Source organism: Caballeronia sp. Sq4a, assembly GCF_023170545.1.
In the GTDB taxonomy this organism is placed as follows: domain Bacteria; phylum Pseudomonadota; class Gammaproteobacteria; order Burkholderiales; family Burkholderiaceae; genus Caballeronia.
Genome location: NZ_CP084250.1, coordinates 1,626,843 through 1,644,063, shown reverse-complemented (window position 1 = coordinate 1,644,063; position 17,221 = coordinate 1,626,843). Strand labels below are relative to the sequence as shown.

17 protein-coding genes and 1 pseudogene are annotated in these 17,221 nt (G+C 65.7%); 5 read left to right on the top strand and 13 right to left on the bottom strand.

Going from position 1 to position 17,221, the window contains the following annotated elements; genetic code table 11:
• Nucleotides 1-41 precede the first annotated feature (41 nt).
• The 5 genes from LDZ24_RS07790 to LDZ24_RS07770 all read right to left on the bottom strand — a co-directional run bounded on the left by LDZ24_RS07790 (nucleotide 42) and on the right by LDZ24_RS07770 (nucleotide 4,347).
• Complete coding sequence (locus tag LDZ24_RS07790) at nucleotides 42-842, bottom strand: cystine ABC transporter substrate-binding protein (protein ID WP_175940474.1); 801 nt, start codon at nucleotides 840-842, stop codon at nucleotides 42-44.
• Between the two features lie 114 nt (nucleotides 843-956).
• The gene (locus LDZ24_RS07785) at nucleotides 957-1,988 is read right to left on the bottom strand and encodes a quinone-dependent dihydroorotate dehydrogenase (protein WP_248319968.1); all 1,032 of its coding nucleotides are present in this window, start codon (nucleotides 1,986-1,988) and stop codon (nucleotides 957-959) included.
• Between the two features lie 96 nt (nucleotides 1,989-2,084).
• Entirely contained in the window at nucleotides 2,085-2,912 is an 828-nt protein-coding gene (locus LDZ24_RS07780; protein ID WP_248319967.1) for an arginyltransferase, read from the bottom strand.
• A 123-nt stretch (nucleotides 2,913-3,035) separates the two neighbouring features.
• Nucleotides 3,036-3,785 (bottom strand): leucyl/phenylalanyl-tRNA--protein transferase, encoded by a 750-nt coding sequence (gene aat / locus LDZ24_RS07775; protein ID WP_248319966.1) that lies wholly within the window; start codon nucleotides 3,783-3,785, stop codon nucleotides 3,036-3,038.
• A 16-nt stretch (nucleotides 3,786-3,801) separates the two neighbouring features.
• Nucleotides 3,802-4,347 (bottom strand): NUDIX hydrolase, encoded by a 546-nt coding sequence (locus LDZ24_RS07770; protein WP_175940470.1) that lies wholly within the window; start codon nucleotides 4,345-4,347, stop codon nucleotides 3,802-3,804.
• Nucleotides 4,348-4,539: 192 nt separating this feature from the next.
• Here LDZ24_RS07770 and glp point away from each other — a divergent pair, with 192 nt between their 5' ends.
• The 3 genes from glp to moaE are packed head-to-tail and all read left to right on the top strand — an operon-like array spanning nucleotide 4,540 to nucleotide 6,512.
• Nucleotides 4,540-5,766 carry a gephyrin-like molybdotransferase Glp gene (gene glp, locus LDZ24_RS07765; RefSeq protein WP_371747333.1) on the top strand — a complete coding sequence of 409 codons (1,227 nt, stop codon included), beginning with the start codon at nucleotides 4,540-4,542 and terminating at the stop codon, nucleotides 5,764-5,766.
• 13 nt (nucleotides 5,767-5,779) lie between these two features.
• Nucleotides 5,780-6,037 (top strand): molybdopterin converting factor subunit 1, encoded by a 258-nt coding sequence (gene moaD / locus LDZ24_RS07760; RefSeq protein WP_035970519.1) that lies wholly within the window; start codon nucleotides 5,780-5,782, stop codon nucleotides 6,035-6,037.
• Between the two features lies 1 nt (nucleotide 6,038).
• A complete protein-coding gene (gene moaE / locus LDZ24_RS07755) occupies nucleotides 6,039-6,512 on the top strand; it encodes a molybdopterin synthase catalytic subunit MoaE (RefSeq protein ID WP_244846533.1) in 474 nt (157 codons plus the stop codon).
• An 85-nt stretch (nucleotides 6,513-6,597) separates the two neighbouring features.
• On the opposite strand, the gene LDZ24_RS07750 is transcribed toward moaE, so the two are convergent.
• On the bottom strand, nucleotides 6,598-7,140 hold the full coding sequence (locus LDZ24_RS07750; RefSeq protein ID WP_248319964.1) for a group III truncated hemoglobin: 543 nt from the start codon (nucleotides 7,138-7,140) through the stop codon (nucleotides 6,598-6,600).
• Between the two features lie 278 nt (nucleotides 7,141-7,418).
• Here LDZ24_RS07750 and LDZ24_RS07745 point away from each other — a divergent pair, with 278 nt between their 5' ends.
• Both LDZ24_RS07745 and clpB read left to right on the top strand, forming a co-directional pair.
• Complete coding sequence (locus LDZ24_RS07745; protein WP_248319963.1) at nucleotides 7,419-7,910, top strand: Rrf2 family transcriptional regulator; 492 nt, start codon at nucleotides 7,419-7,421, stop codon at nucleotides 7,908-7,910.
• 184 nt (nucleotides 7,911-8,094) lie between these two features.
• Nucleotides 8,095-10,692 (top strand): ATP-dependent chaperone ClpB, encoded by a 2,598-nt coding sequence (gene clpB, locus LDZ24_RS07740; RefSeq protein ID WP_248319962.1) that lies wholly within the window; start codon nucleotides 8,095-8,097, stop codon nucleotides 10,690-10,692.
• 170 nt (nucleotides 10,693-10,862) lie between these two features.
• Here clpB and LDZ24_RS07735 read toward each other — a convergent pair whose 3' ends face one another.
• The 7 genes and pseudogenes from LDZ24_RS07735 to LDZ24_RS07705 all read right to left on the bottom strand — a co-directional run bounded on the left by LDZ24_RS07735 (nucleotide 10,863) and on the right by LDZ24_RS07705 (nucleotide 17,187).
• The gene (locus LDZ24_RS07735; protein ID WP_175940464.1) at nucleotides 10,863-11,330 is read right to left on the bottom strand and encodes a YidB family protein; all 468 of its coding nucleotides are present in this window, start codon (nucleotides 11,328-11,330) and stop codon (nucleotides 10,863-10,865) included.
• A gap of 31 nt (nucleotides 11,331-11,361) precedes the next feature.
• Nucleotides 11,362-11,925, bottom strand: coding sequence for a helix-hairpin-helix domain-containing protein (locus tag LDZ24_RS07730; protein ID WP_248319961.1), 564 nt, complete (start codon nucleotides 11,923-11,925; stop codon nucleotides 11,362-11,364).
• Between the two features lie 266 nt (nucleotides 11,926-12,191).
• Nucleotides 12,192-12,356 (bottom strand): annotated as a pseudogene (locus LDZ24_RS07725) (hypothetical protein); the annotation flags it as partial.
• Nucleotides 12,357-12,570: 214 nt separating this feature from the next.
• Nucleotides 12,571-13,932, bottom strand: coding sequence for an MATE family efflux transporter (locus tag LDZ24_RS07720; protein ID WP_248322303.1), 1,362 nt, complete (start codon nucleotides 13,930-13,932; stop codon nucleotides 12,571-12,573).
• Between the two features lie 43 nt (nucleotides 13,933-13,975).
• Nucleotides 13,976-15,739 (bottom strand): glycosyltransferase family 39 protein, encoded by a 1,764-nt coding sequence (locus tag LDZ24_RS07715; RefSeq protein WP_248319960.1) that lies wholly within the window; start codon nucleotides 15,737-15,739, stop codon nucleotides 13,976-13,978.
• A 224-nt stretch (nucleotides 15,740-15,963) separates the two neighbouring features.
• Nucleotides 15,964-16,218, bottom strand: a complete 255-nt coding sequence (locus LDZ24_RS07710) for a type B 50S ribosomal protein L31 (RefSeq protein WP_175940459.1) — start codon at nucleotides 16,216-16,218, stop codon at nucleotides 15,964-15,966.
• 141 nt (nucleotides 16,219-16,359) lie between these two features.
• Nucleotides 16,360-17,187, bottom strand: coding sequence for a zinc-dependent peptidase (locus LDZ24_RS07705; RefSeq protein ID WP_248319959.1), 828 nt, complete (start codon nucleotides 17,185-17,187; stop codon nucleotides 16,360-16,362).
• Nucleotides 17,188-17,221 lie beyond the last annotated feature (34 nt).

Sequence of the window (17,221 nt, the reverse complement as noted above, 5' to 3'; positions counted from 1 at the left end):
CGATGCCGCCCGATCATGCGTGCGCTCGCGTGTCTGCGTGCTTACTTCGCCGGCTTCGTCACGTCGATGCCGAACCACTTGTCGGAGATCTTCGCGAACGTGCCGTCCTGTTCGAGCTGGGTCATCGCGTCGTCGATCGCCTTCGCGAACTTCGGATTGCCCTTCTTGAACGGGATGCCCGACGGATTGCCCGCGCCGACGTTCGCGCCCGTGCGCAGCGGCAATTGCGAGTTCTTGAGCAAGTACGCGAGCATCAGGCGGTCGTTGAGCGCGGCGTCCAGACGGCCCGCGGCCAGATCGCGCAGATATTCGGGCGCGCCCGGGTACGTCTTCACGTCGATGCCCGGCACCGACTTCGCCATGTCCATGTAGTTCGTGCCGAGGCCGACGCCGAGCTTCTTGCCCTTCAGATCTTCGAGCGACTTGAAGTCACGCTTGTCGTCGGCGCGCTGGATCAGCTGCGCGTTCGAGTACGTGTACGCCGGCGAGAAGTCGAGCGTTTCCTTGCGCTTGTCGGTGATGCCGACCTGGTTCACGATCACGTCGAACTTGCCTGCCTGCAGGCCCGCGATGATGCCGCTCCACTCCGTCGTGACGAACTCGGGCTTCACGCCGAGCTTGGCGGCGACGGCTTTCGCGATGTCCACGTCGAAGCCGACGAGCTCGCCCGACGGCGCCTTCGAGTTGAACGGCGGGAACGTGCCTTCCAGACCGACGCGCAGCGTGCCGCGCTGCTTGACCTGATCGAGCAGGTCTTCTGCGTGCGCCGTGGCCGTGACCGCGGTGAACGCCGCGCCGATCAGGCTGGCGGCGACGAGCTTCTTGAGCGTGGACAGGTTCATCGTGTTGTTCTCCTCGTGTTGGCAAAGTGGCGCGCCGCTTGTTCCAGCGCCGCGCCCGTTAGGTGCGGCATCATAGAGAAACTGCAACCGGCGCGTAAGATCGTTTGCTTATGTCTATATTCCCTGCGCGAGCGACTCGACGCATTCGGTGACGAGCGCCGGCCCGCGATAAATCAGCCCCGTGTAAATCTGCACGAGCGATGCGCCCGCCGCGAGCTTCGCGCGCGCATCCGCGCCGGAGAAGATGCCGCCCACGCCGATGATCGGCACTTCCGTGCCCACTTCCGCGCGCAGTTTGCGGATCACTTCGTTTGATGCATCGAACACCGGACGCCCCGACAGGCCGCCCGCTTCGTCGCCGTGCTTCATGCCGGCGACGGCGGTGCGCGAAAGCGTCGTGTTGGTGGCGATCACGCCGTCGATGCGATGCGCGAGCAGCGTGCCCGCGATCGACTTGATCTGCTCGTCGTCGAGATCGGGCGCGATCTTCAGCGCGAGCGGCACGAGCTTGCCGTGCAGGTCCGACAAACGCTGCTGCTTGTCCTTCAGCGCGCCGAGCAGCGCGTCGAGCTCGCCCGCGCCCTGAAGTTGCCGCAGGTTCTTCGTGTTCGGCGACGAGATGTTGATCGTCACGTAGCTCGCGAACGGATACACGCGTTCGAGACAGTACAGATAGTCTTCGGCGGCGCGCTCCATCGGCGTATCCGCGTTCTTGCCGATGTTGAGCCCGAGCACGCCGCGATAACGCGCGGCCTGCACGTTCGCGACGAACTGATCGACACCGCCGTTGTTGAAGCCCATCCGGTTGATGAGCGCGCCCGCCTCAGGCAAGCGGAAGATGCGCGGGCGCGGGTTGCCCGGCTGCGCGCGCGGCGTCACGGTGCCCACTTCGATGAAGCCGAAGCCCAGCGCGGCGAGCCCGTCGATGCACGCGCCGTCCTTGTCCAGTCCCGCCGCGAGGCCGACCGGATTCCGGAACGTGAGGCCCATCACGGTGCGCGGCGAATCGGGGCCGCGCTTGCCGAGCACGCCGGCCAGTCCGGTGCGGCCGGCCGCGCGGAGCATGCGCAAGGTCAGGTGATGCGCGTCTTCCGCGTCCATGCGAAAAAGGCGCGAACGCGCGAGCGGGTAGAGAGAACTGAGCACGGATGAGCGCCGGCGACGGCGAATTTTTTTAAGACCGCTATTTTAGCGGCTTTGTCGCGCGCGCCCGGAGCCGGATGACATGGCGCGTGGACGCCGTTATTTCGGCTGGCCCGGCCCGGTGCTGCGGCCCGGCATCGGCAGGGCGCCGGCCGAGTGCGTCGTCGCGGGATCGAGCACCGACCAGCGCCCATCGACGAGCCCTTCCAGCGGCCGGAAATTGGCCTTGTAGGCCATCTTTTCGCTCTCGCGAATCCAGTAGCCGAGATAGACGTGCGGCAAGTCCAGGCTTCTTGCCTGCTCGATTTGCCAGAGGATGTTGAAAGTGCCGTAGCTCGTCTTCGGCAGATTGGGCTCGAAGAACGTGTACACGGACGAGAGCCCGTCGCCGAGAATGTCGATCATGCTGATCATGCGCAGCGCGCCGGGCGCGTCGGGCGTGTCGGGCGACGCAGGCTCGCGGAACTCGACGAGCCGCGAGTTGATCCGGCTTTGCAGCAGGAACTGCTCGTACTGATCGCGGCTGTCGCGGTCCATGCCGCCGCCCGCGTGCCGCGCCGACTGATAGCGCATGTAGAGCGCGTAGTGTTCCTCGTCGTAATGCAACGGCGCGACGCTCGCGATCAGATTGCCGTGCTGCTTCCACACGCGCCGCTGCGCGCGGTTCGGCGCGAAGCGCGCGACGGGCACGCGCACCGGCACGCAAGCGCGGCAGCCGTCGCAGTACGGGCGATACGTGAACACGCCCGAGCGCCGGAAGCCCGCCTTGACGAGTTCCGTGTAGACGTCCGAGTTGATCAGGTGGCTGGGCGTCGCGACTTGCGAGCGCGCCACGCGCCCTTCCAGATAACTGCAAGGGTAGGGCGCTGTTGCATAGAATTGCAGCGCGGAAAGCGGTGACAGTGGCAGCTCGTTCGGATGTGTCACTTTGGCGGCTCTCGCAGGCGTCGTCTCTTCATTGCCGCGTGCGCTTCGCGACTGGCGAAGGCGTGCGCGGCGGATCGTGCGTGTCTGAGTACTCGTGTCGCAAACGGTGCGCCCGGCGCGGGCTCAGGATGATCGGGGCGCGGCCGTGCCGGTGAGGTCGGTCAGCACGGACTTGTCGAAGCGCCACGGGATCGGCGCTTCGGCGACCGCGCGGCGCAGATGCGCGACGAACGCGCGGCGGGGGATCTCGCGGCCGCCCAGCGACGCCAGATGCGACGTGTTCTGCTGGCAGTCTATCATCTCTATTTTGTGGCGGCGCAAGTGTCCGACGAGTGCCGCGAGCGCGATTTTCGAGGCATCCGTTTCGTGCGCGAACATGGATTCGCCGAAGAACATGCGCCCGAACGACACGCCATACAGCCCGCCCACGCGCACGCCGTCGCGCCAGGTTTCGATGCTGTGCGCCTCGCCCGCGCGATGCAGCGACGTATAAGCCTCCACGATATCCGCCGTGATCCAGGTGCCGCGCTGGCCTTCGCGCGGCGTGTCGGCGCAGGCGCGCATCACGGCGGGAAAGTCTTGGTCGACGCGCACTTCCCACGCGTCGTCGCGCAGAACGCGCTTCAACGTCTTGCGCAGCGAATGCGACACCTTGAACTCGGCGGGCACGAGCACCATGCGCGGATCGGGGCTCCACCACAGCACGGGCTGTCCGTCTGAATACCACGGGAAGATGCCGCGCCGGTAGGCGTCGACGAGCCTCGAGGGCAGAAGATCGGCGCTCGCGGCGAGCAAGCCCGGCGCGCCGCTCGATGCGCCGAGCGCGCGCTCGACCGGCGGAAACGGATCGTCGTGGGCGAGCCAGGGAACCATGATCGTCCTGCGCCGTTCAACCTTCGCGCAGCGTGCGGAAAATGTCGCCGGTATGCAGCGTGAAGTTGCCGGCGGCGCGGTCGGCGAAGAAAAAGCGCAGCGTCTGGCCGACGGTCGGGAACGCGATCTCGTCCCACGGAATTTCGCTCTCCTCAAAGAGCCGCACTTCCAGACTTTCTTCGCCGGGGTCCAGTTCGATATCGAGCAGCCGCGCGAGATAGAACAGATGCACCTGATGCACGTGCGGCACGTTCAGCAGCGTGAACAGGCTCTGGATTTCGACGCGCGCGCCGGCTTCTTCCAGCGTTTCACGAGCGGCGCCTTCGCTCGTCGTCTCTTCCATTTCCATGAAGCCGGCGGGCAGCGTCCAGTAGCCGTAGCGTGGCTCGATCGCGCGGCGGCACAGAAGCACCTTGTCGTCCCACACGGGCACGGTGCCCACGACGTTGCGCGGGTTCTGATAGTGCACGGTGCCGCAGTTGTTGCAGACGAATCGCTCGCGGTTGTCGCCGGGCGGAATGCTCAGGCCGACCTCGTGGCCGCAGACGGAACAGAATTTCATGGAAATGGACGCTGGAAGTGTGCTGCGAGTGTATCACTGGGGCGGGGCAGCTTTCGCGCGCGGCGCGGGTGTCGGGTGCCGCGCGATGAGTCGCTACAATAGTTGCCGATCGCCTCATTTTTCCATTCCTTCAGCGCGCCGCGCTCCAGCGAAGCCATGTCCTCTCCGTCAGCCGGTTCATCTCGTCCTCCGATGCTCGCCACAGCCGATGCCCTCGGTCGTCTGCTCGACGCCGCGCGCCCGGTGACGGACACCGAGCGTATCGACACGCTCGACGCCCTCGGGCGCGTGCTCGCCGCCGACGTGAGCTCGCCGCTCGACGTGCCGCCGATGCACACGAGCGCGATGGACGGCTACGCGGTCCGCGCCGCCGATCTCGCCGCCGCCAGCGACGCCGCGCCGGTCGCGCGGCGCGTCTCCCAGCGCATCCCGGCCGGTCAAGCGGCCGAGCCACTCGCGGCGGGCACGGCGGCGCGCATTTTCACGGGCGCGACGGTGCCGCCGGGCGCGGATGCCGTCGTGATGCAGGAAATGGCGCAGGCGTCGGACGATGGCACCGTGGCATTCACGCAGCCGCCCGCTGCCGGCGAATGGATCACGCGGCAGGGCGCGGACATCGAGCGCGGCTCGGTCATTCTGCGCGCGGGCACGCGGCTGACGCCGCAGGCGCTCGGTCTCGCGGCGTCGGTCGGCTGCGCGGCGCTCGATGTAACGCGGCGCGTGCGCGTCGCGATTTTCTTCACCGGCGACGAACTGCGCATGCCCGGCGAGCCGCTCGCGCCTGGCGCCATCTACAACTCGAACCGCTTCACGCTGCGCGCGCTGCTCGCGAAGCTCGGCTGCGACGTGACGGACTTCGGCATCGTGGCCGACCGGCTCGACGCCACGCGCGACACGCTGCGCCGCGCCGCGCTCGACCACGATCTGATTCTGACGTGCGGCGGCGTTTCCGTCGGCGAGGAAGATCATGTGAAGCCGGCGGTCGAAGCAGAAGGGCGCATCGCGATGTGGCAGATCGCGATGAAGCCGGGCAAGCCGCTCGCGTTCGGCGCGGTCCGTCGCGGCGAAGGCGGGCAGGAGGCGTTCTTCATCGGCTTGCCGGGCAATCCTGTTTCGAGCTTCTGCACGTTCTTGCTGTTCGTGCGGCCGTTCGTGCTGCGCCTCGCGGGCGTCGAGGATGTCGCGCCGCGCGTCTACTCCATGCGCGCCGACTTCACGCAGAGGAAGGGCGATCGGCGCAACGAGTTCCTGCGCGCGCGCGTGAACGACGGCGGCGGCCTCGATCTCTTCCCGAACCAGAGTTCGGCGGTGCTCACGTCCACCGTCTGGGGCGACGGCCTCATCGACAATCCGCCGAATCACGCGATCAGCGCGGGCGAGACGGTGCGGTTCATTCCCTTTTCAGAGTTGATGCGGTAAGGAACGAAGTCCCATGAAAGTCGAACTGAGATTTTTTGCGAGCGTGCGCGAGGCGCTGGGCGTCGCGAACGAGACGGTGAGCGTGCCGGATACGGTCGTCAACGTCGGCGACGTGCGCGCCTGGCTGCGCATGCGCGGCGGCGTGTGGGCCGAGACGCTCGCGGAAGGCCGCGCATTGCGCATGGCCTGCAATCACGTGATGACGAATGCCTCGCAGCGCATCACCGATGGCTGCGAAGTCGCGTTCTTCCCGCCGGTCACGGGTGGCTGACATGGGAACGCATGCGAAAGTCCGCGTGCAGGAAGCCGACTTCGACATCAGCGCCGAAGTGGCCGCGCTGCGCGCCGACAATCCGAAGGTCGGCGCGGTCGCGTGTTTCGTCGGCACGGTGCGGGATCTGAACGAAGGCAGCGCCGTCGAGACGATGGAACTGGAGCACTATCCGGGCATGACCGAGAAGTCGCTCGAAGCGATTGCCGATCAGGCGCGCGAACGGTGGCGCGGCTCGGATGTGCTCATCGTGCATCGCGTCGGCAAGCTGAAGCCGCTCGATCAGATCGTGCTCGTCGCGACGACCGCGATGCATCGCGCGGAAGCGTTCGAATCGTGCGCGTTCGTGATGGATTACCTGAAGACGCAGGCGCCGTTCTGGAAGAAGGAAAAGACGGAGCAGGGCGAGCGCTGGGTCGACGCCCGCGAATCCGACGACGCAGCCCTTGCGCGCTGGACGCCGCCTGCGGGTTGACGAGCGGCAGTGGTTCTAGTCGTCGTCGCGCTTGTTCACGGCGCTGCTTTGGCAGACGGACGGCGCCGCGCCGCTTATACGCGCGTCAGTCTTCGGCGGCCGGCTTGCCGACGAACTTCGCCGGGAACGGCTCGCCTGCCGGGCGCTCGGGGAAACGCGGCTCGTCGCGGCCGCCGGTGCGCTGGCGCTTGAGCGCCGCGAGCAGGGCTTCCTGCGCCTCGGGAATCCGGTAGTCCCAGCCGAACTTGCTCAACTGGAGACTTTGCGCGATGCGCAGCGCCGGCTCCATGAACTGCACCGCCGCGGCGGGCTCATAGCGCGCTTCGACGGTGTTCAGAAACAGCGACAGCCAGCGCGCGAAGTGCTGCGGCTCGATGCCCTCCAGCGGCCGATGCGCCTCCTGCACGTTCCCCCGATACTGCTTCGAGCCGAGCACGAGGCTCGACCAGAACGTCGTCATCTTCGCGAGATGCTCGTCCCAACGGCCGGCCAGTTGCCGCGCGAAGATCGGGCCGAGCAGCGGATCGTCGTCCACGCGGCGATAGAACGCCTCGACCAGCGCGCGGATGTTGCTTTCCGTGGGCTCGCGCTCGCGGGTGAGGGCGTGGCTAGTTTCGTCTCGGTTCATGGCTGAAGACTTCATGGCTGCAAACGGTAAGTCTCACGTCAGCGGCGGAATCATCGCGAATCTGGCTGACGCAAAGCACCCAAGTGGCGCAGAATGTTGAGCAGTGCTCTGGCGCGTGACGGTTCTGTCGCGACTGCCGCGAGCGGATATTAGACCCTGTGACGCTCGCGCGGGCGATGGCCCCGGCCGCCGCGCGGATTTGTCCGGCTTCGTTCGCCCGTCAGTCGATTCACGCCACCTCGGCTTTTTTCCACTCCGCCGTCCGACGCACCGAGGCCATGCGACTGACCGACTACACCGATTATGCGCTGCGTGTCCTGCTGTATCTGTCGGTGCGGCCGGCGCGGCTCTCGACCATCCGCGAGATCTCCGACGCCTACGGCATCTCCAAGAATCACCTGATGAAGATCGTCCAGCAACTCGGCGACCTCGGCTGGGTGGAAACCGTGCGCGGACGTCACGGCGGCCTGCGGCTCGCGGCGCGCTCGCGCGGGCTGACCATCGGCGACATCGTCAGGGAAACCGAGAGCGACTTCGCGCTCGTCGGCTGCTTCGGCGCGCAGACGGACGGCCGGCATTGTGCGATTCAGCCGGCTTGCCGCCTGCGCGGCGTGCTGGCGGCGGCGCGCGATGCCTTCCTCGCCGAACTCGACAAGCACACGGTCGGCGAGTTGTCCGAGCCCGCGAGCGAGCTCGCGCGGCTGCTCGGCATCGCGCCCGTCGATGCTCCGTACGCCACTGCGCTCGTCCCGCGCGCCGCTTCGTCCTGACCGGCCAATCCGCACGACCACGCGGCACTGAACGAAACCTGCACAGCGCGGTCTTTCGAAAGCGCCGCCGCGCGTTTCGGACGCGGCCAATCTTGCAAAAAACCCCCGGAATGAGCGGTTTGCGCGCTTGAAACCGCCCGAAAGCGCCTCATTTTGGTTGTATTCGAATTGGAGCTCACCAAAAATGAGAATCGACAAACTCACTACCAAATTTCAGGAAGCACTGTCGGACGCGCAAAGTCTGGCTGTCGGCAACGACAACCAGTACATCGAGCCCGTGCATCTGCTTTCCGCGTTGATCGCGCAACGCGACGGCTCCGCGCGCTCGCTGCTTTCGCATGCCGGCGTGCAGGTCCAGGCGTTGCAGGCCGCGCTCAACGAGGCCATCAGCCGCCTGCCGCAAGTTCAGGGCACGGACGGAAACGTTCAAGTGAGCCGCGACCTCGCCGGTCTTCTGAACAACGCCGACAAGGAAGCGCAGAAGCTCAACGACACCTACATCGCGAGCGAGATGTTTTTGCTCGCCGTGGCGGACGACAAGGGCGAAGCCGGGCGCATCGCCAAGCAGCACGGGCTCACGCGGCGCGCGCTGGAAGCGGCCATCAATGCGGTGCGCGGCGGCGCGCAGGTGAACAGCCAGGACGCCGAGAGCCAGCGCGAGGCGCTGAAGAAGTACACCGTCGATCTGACCGAGCGCGCCCGCGCCGGCAAGCTCGACCCGGTGATCGGCCGCGACGACGAAATCCGCCGCTCTATTCAAATCCTCCAGCGCCGCACGAAGAACAATCCGGTGCTGATCGGCGAGCCGGGCGTCGGCAAGACGGCGATCGTCGAGGGCCTCGCTCAGCGCATCGTCAACGGCGAAGTGCCGGAAACGCTCAAGGGCAAGCGCGTGCTGTCGCTCGACATGGCGGCGCTGCTCGCGGGCGCGAAGTATCGCGGCGAGTTCGAGGAGCGTCTGAAGGCCGTGCTCAACGACATCGCGAAGGACGAAGGGCAGACCATCGTCTTTATCGACGAGATTCACACGATGGTCGGCGCAGGCAAGGCCGAAGGCGCGATGGACGCGGGCAACATGCTGAAGCCGGCGCTCTCGCGCGGCGAGCTACACTGCATCGGCGCGACCACGCTGGACGAATACCGCAAGTACATCGAAAAGGACGCGGCGCTCGAACGGCGCTTCCAGAAAGTTCTGGTCGATGAACCGTCGGTCGAAGCGACTATCGCGATCCTGCGCGGCTTGCAGGAGAAGTACGAGCTGCATCACGGCGTCGAGATCACCGACCCGGCTATCGTCGCGGCGGCGGAGTTGTCGCATCGCTATATCACGGACCGCTTCTTGCCGGACAAGGCCATCGACCTGATCGACGAAGCTGCGTCGCGCATCAAGATGGAAATCGATTCGAAGCCCGAAGAGATGGACAAGCTGGACCGACGTCTGATTCAGCTGAAGATCGAGCGCGAGGCCGTGAAGAAGGAGAAGGACGAAGCATCGCAGAAGCGCCTGCAACTGATCGAAGAGGAAATCGACCGGCTGAATCGCGAATATTCGGACCTCGAAGAGATCTGGACCGCTGAAAAGGCGGCGGTGCAGGGCAGCGCGCAACTGAAGGAAGAGATCGAGAAGGTGCGCGCCGACATCGCGCGTTTGCAGCGCGAGGGCAAGCTCGAAAAGGTCGCCGAGTTGCAATACGGCAAGCTGCCCGAACTGGAGGCGCGGCTGAAGCAGGTCACGCAGGCGGAATCGGAGGAGCAGAACAACCCGACGCGCCCGCGTCTGTTGCGCACGCAGGTCGGCGCGGAGGAAATCGCGGAAGTGGTGTCGCGTTCCACCGGCATTCCGGTGTCGCGCATGATGCAGGGCGAGCGCGAGAAGCTGCTGCAGATCGAAAGCAAGCTGCACGAGCGCGTCGTCGGCCAGGACGAGGCGATCGGCGCGGTCGCGGATGCCATTCGCCGTTCGCGTGCCGGTTTGTCGGACCCGAACCGTCCGTATGGATCGTTCCTGTTCCTCGGGCCGACGGGCGTCGGCAAGACCGAGCTGTGCAAGGCGCTCGCGGCGTTCCTGTTCGATTCGGAAGATCATCTGATCCGCATCGACATGAGCGAGTTCATGGAGAAGCACAGCGTCGCGCGGCTGATCGGCGCGCCGCCGGGGTACGTCGGCTACGAGGAAGGCGGCTATCTGACCGAAGCCGTGCGCCGCAAGCCGTATAGCGTGATCCTGCTCGATGAAATCGAGAAGGCGCATCCGGACGTGTTCAACGTGCTGCTGCAAGTGCTGGATGATGGCCGCATGACGGATGGCCAGGGCCGCACCGTGGACTTCAAGAACACGGTGATCGTGATGACCTCGAACCTCGGTTCGCAGGTGATTCAAGGCATGGTCGGCGAGCCGCAGGAAGCCGTGAAGGACGCGGTCTGGGAAGAAGTGAAGCTGCATTTCCGGCCCGAGTTCCTCAACCGTATCGACGATGTCGTCGTGTTCCACTCGCTGGATCGCGCGAACATCGAGTCGATCGCCAAGATTCAGTTGCAGCGTCTGCACGACCGGCTGGCGAAGCTCGACATGCAGCTGGACGTGTCCGATGCCGCGCTGGAGCAGGTCGGCAAAGTGGGCTACGACCCGGTGTTCGGCGCGCGGCCGTTAAAGCGCGCGATTCAGCAGGAGATCGAGAACCCGGTCGCCAAGCTGATTCTCGCCGGGCGCTTCGGACCGAAGGACGTCATTCCGGTCGATGTCCGGGACGGCGAGTTCGTGTTCGATCGCGTGGTGCACTAAAGCGCTGGCTCCTTCGCGAGTCGAAGGAGTGTAGTTTCAAAGGCAACGAAGCGATTCGTTGCCTTTTTTATTGCCCGCGATCTGCGGGCGGCTGGTTCGCAAGCGTAAACAAATGCCCCGCGCCGGCGCGAGCCGGGCGCGGGGCGAAGCGTGCGACAGGATGAGCGCGCTTATCCTTGCTTCGGCTCTTCGCTCTTGCCGAACAGGCCAGCAAGACCGCCCAGCGAGCCGAGCACGCCCGTCAGGTCGAGCTTGCCTTCGGGCGGGACTTCGCCGTTGGGCGTCGCGCGATCGACGATATGCGGCAGCACCGCCGCAAGCATGCCGGAGAGCTGATCGCCCGACACGCCCGCCTTCTGCGCGAGCGCGCCGACGTTGTCCGCGCCGAGCACGTTGGTCAAGAGGCCCGGGCTGATCGGCTTGTTTTCGCCGTTGCCGATCCACGACGAGACGATATCGCCCGCGCCGTTCTGATGGAAACGCTGAATCAGCCCCATGATGCCGCCGGGCTGGCTGTTCACGAATTCGAGCGCCGCCGCGATCAGCGCAGCCTGGCCGGATTGACCCGGCTGACCGGTCTGGCCGCCTTGTTGCGACGAATTGCCGAGGGAAGAGGCGAGGATATCGAGTAGGCTCATGGCAGTCTCAGTACTAAAGGTTGCAGATGAATTACAGGCTGGCAGCCGACGCGCTCGCCGCCTTGTCTTTCTTTCGCTTCGATTTCGAGGGCTTCGCGTCGCTCGTTGCCGCCGCAGCCGTGGCGCCCGACTTCTTGGCCGAAGCAGTGGTGGATGCCGAAGCACCCGCCGGGCCCGATGCCGGGGCGACGGCCGGCGTCTGCGCGGTCGTGGCCGCGGGCGATGTCGCAGCGGTCGCCGCCGCCGATGACTTGATGGTCGAGTTCGGCGCGGCCGCGCCGTGAGAAGCCGTCGCGGCGGGCTTCGGGGCCTTGCCGGTCGGCGGCAGCGAAGATCCGCCGATGGTCAGGCCGTTCTCTTCCAGCTTGGCGACCGACTTGGCGCCGAGTCCTTTGACGCGATTAGCGAGATCGTCCGCGTCCTTGAACGGGCCGTTCTTCGTGCGCTCGTCGACGATCGCCTTCGATTTGACGGGCCCGAGGCCCTTGACCGAATCGAGCGCGGCTTGATCGGCGGTATTGACATCGATGGCGGCGAACGCCGCGCCGATGGACAGCGTGAACGCGAGGCACAGCATCAACAGCTTTCTCAGCATGACGACACTCCAGGCAGATTAACGGAACAAACGAAACGAAGGAAACGAAGGCCGCACGGTCCGGCAAACGGACGATGCCGTTAAGGATAGGACAAATCCGTGTTTCGAACGCGGGCTGTCCGCATTGTGCATGAGGCCGGGGAAAGCGCTCCGTCGGCGCACAATCTTTAACGTTGCATGTCGTGCGACGAACGGCCGGATTGTGTCCGCGAGCAAATGAATTGTTGAAACGCTTCGTCGTGCCAACGGTGCGCCAGCGCCGGCAGCTATTTCACGACAGGCGCGGCAGTTTTCGCGCAGGCGCCGCGCACTTCGAAGTTGACCGAGTCGATCACTTCTCCGCGCGCATCGACGAGTTCCAGCCGGTGACGGCCCGGCCACGGCAGCCACGCGGCGCGGGCGTCGCGGCTGAACGGCTTGCCGTCGAGCCGGCGGTGCCGGTCTTTACCGCGCCGAAGGTGCGCGTCTCGAGCACGCGGTCGAGGTAGAACTTGCGCGTGCGGGCATGGTTGTCCGCGAGGGTGTCGGAGACGATGAAACTCGCTCCAAGATTTTTCCGCCGAGATTTTACGGGACTCCTACCGAGATCCTTCTACGCGGCCCGGCCATCGACGCTTTCTCCCGCTTTCGATGACACGCGCTCGTTCAGTTCGCGTCCACCGTATTGAGATGCCGCGCGCTCACGCGCCGCCAGTAGACGAACAGTCCGACGCCCGCCACGCCGAGGCTCAGCGAATTGGCGATCCAGAATCCGCGCGCGCCCTGAAGCCACGCGGGCACCGCGCCACCGACATCGAAGCCGAGCAGATAACCGCCGCCCAGCCCGATGCCCCACAGCGCGATCGCATAGATGATGGTCGGCACGAGGGTGACCTTGTACGCGCGCAGAATGAAGGCAGTGGTGATCTGCAGCGCGTCGCAGAGGTGATAGAAGACGATGATGAGCACGAGCGGCATCGCAGCCGCGATGACGTTCGCATCGGGCGTATAGGCCGCGATGATGTGCGGCCGCGCGGCGAGCAGGATCACGCCGTACACGAAGGCCAGCACGCACGCCATGCCGATGCCGTGCCGCGAGATCGACGCGGCGTCGTCGAAGCGCCGCGCGCCGAGCGCCTGCGAAACCAGCGTGGACGACGCAATGCCGATGGCAAGCGGCGTCATGTAGAGCACCGCGCCGAGGTTGCCCGCGATCTGATGGCCCGCGAGCGTCGTCGTGCCGAAACGCGAGATGAAGAGCGCCATGAACGTGTACGACGTCACTTCGATCAGATAAGAGAGCCCCATCGGAATGCCGAGCCGCAAGAGCGCGACTTGCCGCCTGAATGCAGGCCACGAAAAGCGCGAGAAGATGCCGAACGGGCGGAAGAACTCGAACTTCACGAGCACCGTCATGCCGACCGCCGCCAGCACCCAGTTGATGAGCGTGCTCGCGAGCGCGCAGCCCGGACCGCCGAGCGCCGGCACGCCCGCGCCGCCGAAAATGAACCACGTATTGAGGGGAAACTTGAGAATCAGGCCGCCGACTTGCAGAAACATCACGAGCCGGGGCTTGCCGACCGCGTTGGTCAGCGAACTGTAGACGCGAAACGCGAGGCTCGCGGGCAAACCGAACGACAAGATGCGCAGATACTGCACCGTGCGTTCGTGCAGCGCGGGCGGCGCCTTAGCAAGACTCAGAAGCGGCTCGGGGAAGAAGAGCAGCACGAAGCCCATCACCGTCAGCGCCACCGCGAGCCACAGCGCCTGACGCGTCTCCTCGCCGATCTCGCTCTCGCGTCCCGCGCCGAAAAGCTGGCCGGCAATCGGCTGAAGCGCCACGAGAATGCCCGTCAGGCCGATGTAGATGGAGATATAGACCGACGAGCCGAGGCCGAGCGCGGCGAGGTCGGTGGCGGAGAAGCGGCCGACCATCGCGGTGTCGATCACGCCGAACGCGATCACCGCGAGCTGGCCGATCAGCACCGGCCACGCGAGCGCCGCGATGGTGCGTACGTCGCGCCACATGCCGGCCTGGCCGTTCGGGATCGAGAGCTTCGGGAGCATGGCCTTACTGTGTCCGGCGCAGCGTTCGCGGGCGCAACGGCTTCTTCACCGGCGGCGCGGGGCGCTGGATGCGCACGTACAGGCGGAAGCGTTCGTCGCGGTCGGCGGCGCGGCGGCCTTCCCAGACGAGCTTCCACTGGAACGTCGAGATGGACGGCGGATCGCCGTAATCGGCGCGGTCCTGTCGCAGGATCACATCGCAGTCTTCATCGAACGCGAAATGCATGCCGCCGAAATAGGCGAAGGTCGCGATTTGCGCATCGCCGAGGCGCACGGGCGAAATGCACGTGTAGTCGGGCGGAAGATGATCCGCGATCTGCTCCGCGACGTCGCGATACGTGCGGCTGTAGTTGACGACCGGCAGCCAAAGCGTCATGAGCAGCACCCACATCAGCGTCGTCCCCGCGCTCGACAACACGACGCTGCGCCACAGCACCTTCGGGTGCCGTGCAAGCCGCCAGCGGGCGAGCAGGAACCAGCAGACCGTCACGGCCACCGCGCAAACGAAGGAAATGAGCTTGAACTCAGGATGAAAGCCCGGCACGAGACGCGCGAGGTTGCGCGCCATCGGCGCCGGGAAGCCGATCATGCCCGCCGTCCACACGAGCCACACCAGCGAGCCGATGATCGTGAAGCTGAGCATCGCGAACCAGTCGATCGCGTTGATCGCGCCGCGCTTGAGCGTCGGCAGCGCGAAGGTCGCGAGCACGGAAAGCGGCGGCAAGAGCAGCAGGAACAGGCGGTTGGTCTCGTGCGCCTGCAACACGACGAGCACCAGCAGCGGCCCGATGATCGACAACGGCACCGCCACGTGCGGCGAGCGGCGCATGCCGCCCCAGCTTACGAACGCCCAGATCGCGAGCGGCCACGCGGGCCACGCGAAGAGCGGCAGGTTCTTCATCGCGTAGCCGAAGACGATCGACGGCGGCCCGGAGAACGTATAGAAGCTCGTGCGCCACCATTGGCGCAGCCACCACTCGCCGTCGTCGGGAAAGAAGTGCAGGGTCGGCCACACCCATGCGGCGATCAGCACGACGGCGACCGGCAGGCCGTAGATCAGCAGGGGCGCGGCGCGCACCTGACGCACGATGATCGTCATGGCGAGCGTGCAGAGCAGCAGCGCGAATACGAGCACCGGCGAGCTCGACAGCCCGACGACGCCGATCGCCGCGCCCCACACGAGCGCGCCGTGGACCGGCTTGTCGAGGCTGCGCACGAGGCCGTAGATGAGCATGGCCGTGCCGGCGAACTGCGCGAGCTGCGGCGTGGTTTCGTGGCCGCGCTCGGCAAGGCCGAAGCACGCGAGCAGGATCAGGAGCGCGCCGTCGGCGAGGGTGCGGCCGTAGTCGCGCGGCTCCGGCTCGCCGCCGAACGCGTACTTGAACGGCTGCGCTTCTTCGCGGCGGCCGAGCAGATACGTCGAATACCAGACGAACGCGCACGCGATACAGAAGAGCAGGCCCGTTACGACGCGCGACGCGTTGCTCGCATCGACCCACGGGCTCAGGAGGCGGATGAACGTCGCGCCGAGCCAGTACATCAGCGGTCCGTCGGCGGTCGGCGCCTTGCCGAGCAGATTCGGCAGGAGCCAGTCGCGGGCGTCGCCGTTGGCCATCGTCCACATCACGCCGAAGCCCGCTGCGTCTTCGTTCTTCCAGGGATCGCGGCCGAAGAGGCCGAACGACGCATACGTGATGCAGATGGCGAGCAGGAGCCAGCGCGGCAGGGCGCTGGTGGCGGAGGCGGTCAGACGAACGACAGATCGCATGCGAGAAGGCTTGATGAAGAGACGGACCGCCAGGAGGCGTGCGCAAAAGAGCGCGGCGGGGCCGGAGCATCCGGCATTGTAGTCGGGCAGCGGCTTCTGTAGCGTCTTGCCGCGTCGGCATGTAACCGCGCGCAACGACGCTTGCCGAAGGTGCGACGACAGAAGACGCAGGGACAAAAAAGGGCAGCCAAAGCTGCCCTTTTTGCTGAACACTGAAGCCCGACTTACTTCTTGGTGGAGAAGCGCGCGAACTTGTTGTTGAACTTCTCGACGCGGCCGGCCGTGTCCATGATCTTCTGCTGGCCGGTGTAGAACGGGTGCGATTCCGACGACACTTCGATCTTGGCGAGCGGGTACGTCTTGCCGTTGTACTCGGCGGTTTCGCGCGTCTGGATGGTCGAGCGGGTCACGAACTTGAAGTCGTTCGACATGTCGACGAACAGGACTTCGCGGTAATCCGGGTGAATGCCTTCTTTCATGATCTTTCCTGGTATCTGGCGGTAGCCAACCCACTGCACCGTTCACGGCGGCTTTAGCGAGTCACTTGCCTGGGGGTCGAAAAACGAAGATTATGCCAGAAAATCAGTCGGTTGATACTTTTTCCGAGACGTTTGCAGCACTCAACCGGCCAGCGCGCCCACGTTCGCCGGGTCTTGGCGGTAATAACGCGCGAGCAGCCGATACAACTCGGGATACTCGGCCTCGAAAGCCTGCGGCGTGACGAAGAGCGCCTCGCTGCATACCGCGAAGAATTCCGACGGATGGTCCGCCGCATACGGATCGATCAGCGATTCGCGCTCGAAGCGCGCCCAACGGCGCTTCGGCACGGCGTCCACGCGCGCGCAGAACTGGTCGTACGCGTTGTCGAACACGTCGGACCACGCGGCGTGGTCGAGCGGCGCGTGCCAGCGTCGAAAGAGCGGCGGATGCCCGTTAGCCTCGCCGTTCACCATGTCGATCTTGTGCGCGAACTCGTGAATCACGACGTTGTACGCGTCCGAGCCGTCCGCCATCTGCGCGTCCTCCCACGAGAGCACGACCGGCCCGCCTTCCCACGCCTCGCCGCTCGCGTCGTGCTCGATCTCATGCACCACGCCGGCTTCGTCCTCCACGGTCTTCTTGATCACGAACTCGCCCGGATAGACGATCACGCCGACCCAGCCGTCGTATAGATCGAGACTCAGGTTGAGCACCGGCAGGCACGCCTGCGCGGCGATCGCGACGATCATCTCGTCGGTCATTTGCAGTTCGTGCGCGGTGGAAAACGACTTCTGCGCGATGAACAGGCTCGTCAGCTCGCGCAGGCGGTCGCGGTCGGGCGCGCTCAGGTGGCCGAAGAACGGGAAGGCGTCGAGCGTGCACTGCCAGAGGGCGTCGTCGATGGCGTATTTGCGCAGCGCGCGCTCGCGGCGTTGCGCGCCGAACCAGCGGGTGAAGAGGTTGGGCATTGGTCGGTCGAGTGGTGCACGTGATCGCGCAGGA

What these genes read in the sequence shown, in the direction of transcription:
- moaD (WP_035970519.1), top strand. Translation starts at nt 5,780, where the DNA reads ATGAAAGTCGAACTGAGATTTTTTGCGAGCGTGCGCGAGGCGCTGGGC.
- clpB (WP_248319962.1), top strand. Translation starts at nt 8,095, where the DNA reads ATGAGAATCGACAAACTCACTACCAAATTTCAGGAAGCACTGTCGGAC.
- LDZ24_RS07715 (WP_248319960.1), bottom strand. Translation starts at nt 15,739, where the DNA reads ATGCGATCTGTCGTTCGTCTGACCGCCTCCGCCACCAGCGCCCTGCCG.
- LDZ24_RS07790 (WP_175940474.1), bottom strand. Translation starts at nt 842, where the DNA reads ATGAACCTGTCCACGCTCAAGAAGCTCGTCGCCGCCAGCCTGATCGGC.
- aat (WP_248319966.1), bottom strand. Translation starts at nt 3,785, where the DNA reads ATGGTTCCCTGGCTCGCCCACGACGATCCGTTTCCGCCGGTCGAGCGC.
- moaE (WP_244846533.1), top strand. Translation starts at nt 6,039, where the DNA reads ATGGGAACGCATGCGAAAGTCCGCGTGCAGGAAGCCGACTTCGACATC.
- LDZ24_RS07745 (WP_248319963.1), top strand. Translation starts at nt 7,419, where the DNA reads ATGCGACTGACCGACTACACCGATTATGCGCTGCGTGTCCTGCTGTAT.
- glp (WP_371747333.1), top strand. Translation starts at nt 4,540, where the DNA reads ATGCTCGCCACAGCCGATGCCCTCGGTCGTCTGCTCGACGCCGCGCGC.
- LDZ24_RS07710 (WP_175940459.1), bottom strand. Translation starts at nt 16,218, where the DNA reads ATGAAAGAAGGCATTCACCCGGATTACCGCGAAGTCCTGTTCGTCGAC.
- LDZ24_RS07750 (WP_248319964.1), bottom strand. Translation starts at nt 7,140, where the DNA reads ATGAACCGAGACGAAACTAGCCACGCCCTCACCCGCGAGCGCGAGCCC.
- LDZ24_RS07705 (WP_248319959.1), bottom strand. Translation starts at nt 17,187, where the DNA reads ATGCCCAACCTCTTCACCCGCTGGTTCGGCGCGCAACGCCGCGAGCGC.
- LDZ24_RS07720 (WP_248322303.1), bottom strand. Translation starts at nt 13,932, where the DNA reads ATGTGGCGCGACGTACGCACCATCGCGGCGCTCGCGTGGCCGGTGCTG.
- LDZ24_RS07770 (WP_175940470.1), bottom strand. Translation starts at nt 4,347, where the DNA reads ATGAAATTCTGTTCCGTCTGCGGCCACGAGGTCGGCCTGAGCATTCCG.
- LDZ24_RS07735 (WP_175940464.1), bottom strand. Translation starts at nt 11,330, where the DNA reads ATGAGCCTACTCGATATCCTCGCCTCTTCCCTCGGCAATTCGTCGCAA.
- LDZ24_RS07730 (WP_248319961.1), bottom strand. Translation starts at nt 11,925, where the DNA reads ATGCTGAGAAAGCTGTTGATGCTGTGCCTCGCGTTCACGCTGTCCATC.